Source organism: Frankia sp. CcCS3 (assembly GCF_977927575.1).
In genome coordinates this window covers 1-6,821 of sequence record NZ_CDWRCL010000223.1, presented here as the reverse complement: position 1 = coordinate 6,821, position 6,821 = coordinate 1, and the positions used below count along the sequence as shown (strand labels likewise).

At 71.9% G+C, this 6,821-nt stretch carries 5 protein-coding genes; all 5 read right to left on the bottom strand.

Annotated features, from left to right (window positions below; genetic code table 11):
* Positions 1 to 997: aconitase family protein (locus AC08OQ_RS16360; protein WP_476612169.1), on the bottom strand; the 997-nt coding region annotated here is incomplete at its 3' end.
* A gap of 366 nt (positions 998 to 1,363) precedes the next feature.
* Positions 1,364 to 2,644: a glycosyltransferase gene (locus AC08OQ_RS16355; RefSeq protein WP_476601075.1), complete on the bottom strand. Its 1,281-nt coding sequence runs from the start codon at positions 2,642 to 2,644 to the stop codon at positions 1,364 to 1,366.
* Positions 2,645 to 2,707: 63 nt separating this feature from the next.
* Positions 2,708 to 3,826: a glycosyltransferase gene (locus tag AC08OQ_RS16350; protein WP_476612168.1), complete on the bottom strand. Its 1,119-nt coding sequence runs from the start codon at positions 3,824 to 3,826 to the stop codon at positions 2,708 to 2,710.
* Positions 3,827 to 4,024: 198 nt separating this feature from the next.
* Positions 4,025 to 5,371, bottom strand: a complete 1,347-nt coding sequence (locus tag AC08OQ_RS16345) for a nucleotide sugar dehydrogenase (RefSeq protein WP_462202891.1) — start codon at positions 5,369 to 5,371, stop codon at positions 4,025 to 4,027.
* A 21-nt stretch (positions 5,372 to 5,392) separates the two neighbouring features.
* A complete protein-coding gene (gene wecB, locus AC08OQ_RS16340) occupies positions 5,393 to 6,565 on the bottom strand; it encodes a non-hydrolyzing UDP-N-acetylglucosamine 2-epimerase (RefSeq protein WP_476601081.1) in 1,173 nt (390 codons plus the stop codon).
* Positions 6,566 to 6,821: the final 256 nt, after the last annotated feature.

Sequence of the window (6,821 nt, the reverse complement as noted above, 5' to 3'; positions counted from 1 at the left end):
CCAACGCCACCAGCTCCGCGCGACGGCCGGTGAGCCTGAGGTAGTTCAGCGTCTCCGCGTCGATCGGGAAGATCGCGCAGGTGGAGCCGTACTCGGGGCTCATGTTGCCGATGGTCGCCCGGTTCGCCAGCGGGACGTTCGTCACGCCGTCGCCGTAGAACTCGACGAACCGGCCGACGACGCCGTGCCGACGCAGCATCTCGGTGATGACGAGCACCATGTCGGTCGCGGTGGTGCCCGTCGGCAGCTCGCCGGTCAGCTTGAAGCCCACCACAGTGGGGATGAGCATGCTCACCGGCTGGCCGAGCATGGCGGCCTCGGCCTCGATGCCTCCGACGCCCCAGCCGAGCACACCGAGACCGTTGATCATCGTGGTGTGGCTGTCCGTGCCGACGAGGGTGTCGGGGTAGGCCAGCGTCCCGTCGGCCGTCTGCTTCGTGAAGACGACCCGGGCGAGGTGCTCCAGGTTGACCTGGTGCACGATGCCGGTGTTCGGCGGGACGACGGTGAAGTTGTCGAACGCCTCCTGACCCCAGCGCAGGAACTGGTAACGCTCCCGGTTGCGGCCGAACTCCAGCGCCGCGTTGAGCTCGAACGCGTCCGGCCGACCGAAGTGGTCAGCGATGATCGAGTGGTCGATCACGAGCTCGGCGGGGGCCAACGGATTGATCTTCGACGGGTCGCCGCCGAGGGCGGCCATCGCCTCCCGCATGGCGGCAAGGTCCACCACGCACGGCACGCCGGTGAAGTCCTGCATGATGACGCGGGCGGGCGTGAACTGGATCTCCTGGCTGGGGGCGGCCGAGGGATCCCAGTTCGCCAGCGCCCGGACGTGGTCCGCGGTGATGTTCGCGCCGTCCTCGGTACGCAGAAGGTTCTCCAACAGCACCTTGAGGCTGTAGGGGAGTCGATCGGCCCCGGGCACCGCGTCCAGCCGCCTGATCGTGTAGGTGCGATCACCCACCACGAGCGATCCGGTACTGCCGAAGGTGTCCATCGTTCTCCTTCTCGTCGCCCACCGCCCGCCACCCGCGAGCGGCGGGGCTCGCTCCCATGGCCCCGCCCGGCTGGCCGCACCGTGGTGACGCCGGACCCACGGTCCCGGGTGGGCACGCATCCGGCGTCTGCCTGCCTCGGCCAGCTCCGTCCCATCCTGGCATTCCGGCGCGTCTCGCACCGCGCCCGCGGCGCTGTGACCCCGCCGACCCTCCGGGTCGGCGGGAACCGCCGGGGCCTCCCGAACAAGGTCGCCACAGCCGACTCCGGCAATGATTTAACACTGCTAACAGTATCGGAGGCTACCGGCAGTCCCTGCCCACAACGGCGGAATGTTCGGCGACAATCATCCCACCTGCGGGTGAACTCATTCTTCCGGTACCCGGGTGCATCCCGGCACACTCCGGCCCGGGCCGGAGCACGCGTGCCACGACCGCGCGCCGCGCACGGCCTCGTGCAGGGCAGCGACGACGTCCTGGCTCAACGACCGGCGATCCAGCAGCTTCTCGGCCCGTGCCCGCGCGGCGAAGCCGCGGTCGCGCGCGGCGGGTGCCCGCCGGCCGGCCGCGGCGTCGGTGAGACACTCCGCCACCGCCACCGCGTCGCCGGGTGCCACCAGCCAGCCGGTCTCGTCGTCCACCAGCTCGCTGATCGCCCCGACCCGCGTCGCCACGGTCGGTACCCCGCAGGCCGACGCCACCCCGACGGCGCCGTAGTCCTCCACCCGGGAGGGCACCACGTTCACATCGGCGGCGGCGTAGTACGGCCGCACGTCGCGGACACCGTGCACCCAGCGCACCGCCGCCGCGCCGGGAAGCGCCCCGGCCCAGGCCCGGACCCGCTCGCGGTAACGGGCCGCGGCCTCGTTCCGCCGGCCGGCGACATCCTCTCCGTCCTCGGGAGCCCCGCCCTCGGGAGCCCCGTCGACGAGGATCAGGGTGCCGCGGCCGCCCAGCTCGACGAACCGCGACCAGGCCGCCAGCAGTACCTCGTGGCCCGCCACCCCCCGGCCCGGATGGACAAGACGACCGGGCGGGTGGAAGCGCGCCACCTGCACCGCCACGAACCCGTCCTCGGGCAGACCAAGATCCGTCCGGGCCGCCCGGCGCTCCCGGTCGTCTGCCGGCGTGAACCGGTCCAGATCCACGCCGTAGGACACGGTGCGCAGGCGGCGCACCGGCTGGCCGAGCGCGGCGTAGCGGCGCCGGACGTCGGAGGTCGGCGCGATCAGCAGGTGATCGAGCCGGCAGAGCACCCGCTCGACCGGCCGGATCAGCGGGTGGTCCAGGTGCAGAGGGTTCGCGACCATGTACACGCGGGTGATCGTGGTGCCCACGGTGGCGAGGCGGGCGGCCGCCGCCGAGGCGTAGTGGTGGTAGTGGACGACGTCCGCCCCGAGCGCGGCCAGCTCCGCCCGCAGCCGGAGAATCCCGCCGGCCTGACGGCGGATCGTCGCTCCCCGGCGCGGCACGGGGCTCGCGACGACCTCCACGCCGCCCGCGGTCAACTCCCGGGCCAGCGGACTGTCGACGTGGTCGGGCGGGGGCATCAGAACGATGACGTGGTCCCCACTCTCCTGTTCGGCGACGGCGTGCGCAACGGGCCACCGCGGGCCATCCCCCGCCTCGAGCAAGGTGACGATCTTCATCGTGGGCGGTCCTCTCTGGTCGTGGCCGGGCGGTGGCGGTACCCGGGCGGGCGGGGACGCCGACTACGACCACACCGCCGCGATGTCGCGTTGCCAGTGCTCCATCGTGAACGGGGACCGGCGCAGCAGACGCATCGCCTCCCGGCGCTGATCAATGGTCGGGGGAACGGCGGTGAGCATCTCGGCGGTGCCGGCCCAGACCGCGTCGGAGATGCGCAGCGGCAGGATCGTCACGCCGGGGAGCAGCCGGGCGATCTCGTCGACCCCGGGCAGGTCCGCGGAGAGCACGGGCGTCCCGACCGCACAGGCCTCGAGCACGATGCCGGGCAGGCCCTCGTGACGGGAGGTGACCAGCAGCAGCGAGGCCGCGACCAGCAGGCGCGGGATCTCGAGCACCTCGCCGGTGAACTCGACGTGGTCAGCGACGCCGCACCGGGACGCCAGCGCGACCAGCCGGGCCGTCTCGGCGGCATCCTGACGACCCACGAAGAGGAGCCGGGCGTTCACGGACCGCCCCCGCAGCGCCGCGAGGATCTCCACGGCCCGGTCCCGGTTCTTCGCCGAATCCGGGCAGGCGACGTGGACGACGGTGACAAGCTCCTGATCGTCCTCGGCGAGTTCCTCCGCGCGGCGGCGGGCCGCGATGGCGACGCCGACCGGTTCCAGCTCGACGCCGTGGTAAATAACGCGGCAACGAGGGTCGAGCCGCCAGTTCTCCCGCCACAGACCCCGCATCACCGCCTCGCTCACTGCGACCAGATGGGTGGCGAACCGGTCGAGCAGCAACCGGCCGACGATCCGCCGCACCCGGCCGCCCAGGCTGTCGCCGTGCCGGTCCGGGGCATCGGCGAGGTAGGCGACGCGGCGCCGAACCCCCCCGAGCCGGGCCAGCGCGAGGACCACCCCGGAGAGGATCGTCACGTCCGCCTGCACCACCTCCGCCTGCACCACGTCCGGGCGTACCTGGCGCAACAGCCCCAGAAAGGACCATGGAAAGCGCCAGTCGGCCCGGCAGTGGTACACCTCGCCGCCGAACGCCCGGATCTCACCGTCGAACGCCCCTGCCGCGCCGGGCGTCACCGCGAACAACAGCCGGAACTCGTCCTGGTCGAGGCGGCGGAGCAGGTTCACGGCCCCCAGCTGGATGCCGGAGCGCTCCGTCCGGTTCAGCACCTTCAGCACCGTTATCGGGCCCCGGCGCCTGCGCCCGCTTGGCCGGTGATGGAACCACGCGTCGGTGGCGACGACCCGCATGGCATCCGCCCCTCCGCCCGCACCCTCTCGATGATGATAATTTTCAGTTATCATTTAACTACATAAAGATACGGGAAGATGTGGGGCGCCGCGAGGGTGCGAAGGCGTCAGAGGGTGGGGAGGGCGTCACAGGGGTTCCACGGCGAACGCGAGCTCGTCGTGCCGCGCAACCTGCGCCGGTATCACCGGGTGTCCCCCGCCGGCTGCCACCGGCCGGCGGCCCCGGTCGTGCGTGGGCAGCCAGTGCCGGGTGTCGAGGACCGCACGGGCATGCCGTGCTACCTGGTCACGGTCGAAGGCGTCGTGGTCGACCAGGAGCACCACCAGATCCGCGGTCGCGAGCTCCCCCGCACCCACCTCTACCAGGGTCACCCGGGGCGGCAGCCGGGCCGCGTCGACGTGCGGGTCCGCCGCCCGCACGTGGGCACCGAGGTCAGCGAGCAGGGTGGCGACCCGCGTCGCGGGCGACTCGCGCGCATCCCCGGTGTTCTTCTTGTAGGCAAGTCCCAGCAGCAGGATGCGACTGCCCGCGACCGACCGTCGCCGGGCGTTGAGCATCTCGGTGACCCGCCGCACCACGTGGTCGGGCATGTGGTCGTTGATGTCGTTGGCGAGCTCGACGAATCGGAAGCTGCGGCCGAGGCTGCGGCGCACCCGCCAGGACAGGTACGACGGGTCGATGGGCAGGCAGTGGCCGCCGACCCCCGGGCCGGGAGTGAACCGCAGGTACCCGAACGGCTTGGTGGACGCCGCGTCGATCGCCTCCCACACGTCGACGCCGAGTTCGTGTGCGAACATCGCCAGTTCGTTCACCAGCGCGATGTTGACATGCCGGAAGGTGTTCTCCAGCAGTTTGGTGAGTTCGGCGGTCCGGGTCGAGCCGACCGGAACCGTCCGCTCGACCACGGTGTCGTAGAAGGCGCTCACGGCCGCCAGGGAGTCCTCATGCACCCCGGAGATGACCTTGGGGGTGTTCACCAGGTTCCACACCCGGTTACCCGGATCGATCCGCTCCGGCGAGTAGCCGAGATGGAAGTCGATACCGGGGTGCAGACCGGAACCCTCGGTGAGCAGCGGGGCGAACAGCTCCTCGGTCGTCCCCGGATAGGTCGTCGACTCCAGGATCACGGTCACGCCCGGCCGGACCAGCGGCGCGAGGCTGTGCGCCGCGCCCACGATGTAGGACAGGTCGGGAGCCCCCTCCCGCAACGGGGTGGGGACGGTGACCACCGCGACGTCGAACCCCGCGGCGCGGGCGTAGTCCGACGTCGGCTCGTACCGGCCCGACTCCAACGCCGCCGCGAGCTGCCTGTCGGGGATGTCCTCGACGTAGGACCGCGCGGCGGCCAGCTGGGCGACACGGCTCGCGTCCACGTCCACCCCGACGACCCGCCAACCCACATCGACCGCCCGCATCGCGAGCGGGAGACCGACGTATCCCTGCCCGACGACCACCAGTTTCTTCGAAGTCATACACATAGTGTGTCAGATTGTTTACATAGAGAGAGGTAGGTGGCTCACTGTGTCCCGAGCCGGCGGACGGATCTCCGGATCCGGTGCGCCCGGACGGCCCGGTTCCGGCGGGGGTGCGACCACCCGGGCCAGAATTCGCGCGATGCGGCGGGCGGCGTGGCCGTCCCACAGGGCCGGACGCCGGGGCGCAGGCGGCCGCTCCAGGGTGTCGAACGCGGCCGTGACCACCACCCGCCGGTCCCGACCCACCACCCGGTTGGTACCCTCGGTAACAGTCAATGGACGTTCCGTCGAGTCGCGGAGCGTCAGGCACGGTACTCCCAGCACGGTGGACTCCTCCTGCACGCCGCCGGAATCGGTGAGCACGAGACGCGCCCCGGCCTGCAACGCCAGGGAGTCGAGATATCCCACGGGCCCGAGTAGCCGAACCCCCGGGGGGAGCATCCCGGCCAGCCGCGCCGCCGTACGGGGATGCGCCGGGAAGACCAGCGGGCACCGCACCGCGATCTCCCCGAGCGCCCCGAGCAGCCCGGCGAGCACGTCCGGATCGTCGACGTTGGCGGGCCGGTGCATGGTCACCAGGCCGTACCCGCCCGGGTGCAGGCCGAGCTCGGTCAGCGTCGGCCGGCCCAGCGCCTCATCCCGGCACGCCAGGAGGGTGTCCACCATGACGTTGCCGACGAGATGGACCGCCCGGGGGGGCAGGCCCTCCCGGTACAGATGCTCCACCGCGTCCGGTGAGGTCGCGAACAGCTGGTCGCACACGTGGTCGGTGACAATGCGGTTGATCTCCTCGGGCATGGACCGGTCACCGCTGCGCAGTCCCGCCTCCACATGGGCGACGGGCACGCCCGCCTTCGCCGCGACGAGCGCACAGGCCAGAGTTGAGTTGACATCGCCGACCACGACGACGATCTCCGGGACGAGCCGGTCGAGCAACGGCTCGAACGACGTCATGACCGCGGCCGTCTGCACGGCGTGGGAGCCCGATCCCGCCGCGAGGTGATGGTCAGGGGGACGCAGCCCGAGATCGGCGAAGAACACCTCGCTCATCGCCTCGTCATAGTGCTGACCGGTGTGCACGAGCGTGGTCCGGAAACCCTCCACGTCGAGGGCGTCCAGAATCGGCTTGATCTTGATGAAGTTCGGTCGCGCCCCGGCCACGACCACCGCGTGCGGCCTCGGCACGAGCACGGGCTCGGCGAGCGTCGGGACCGGTGCGGGGCGGCGGCGCGTGGCCGCGAGCGGGGCCCGCGGCGAGGGCGGGCCATCCACCGGTACACCGGCGACGGGCTCACCACCCGCCGATACGCCGGTCACGAGCGGACCCCGGAACGATCCGATCCGCCGCGCGGCTGGTCGACGACGGTAAGCCCGGCGGGACGGGCCGCTCCCGCCCGCCCGGTGGGGGCCGCCGCCCGCCCGGTGGGGGCCGCGAGCCCGTCGCGCG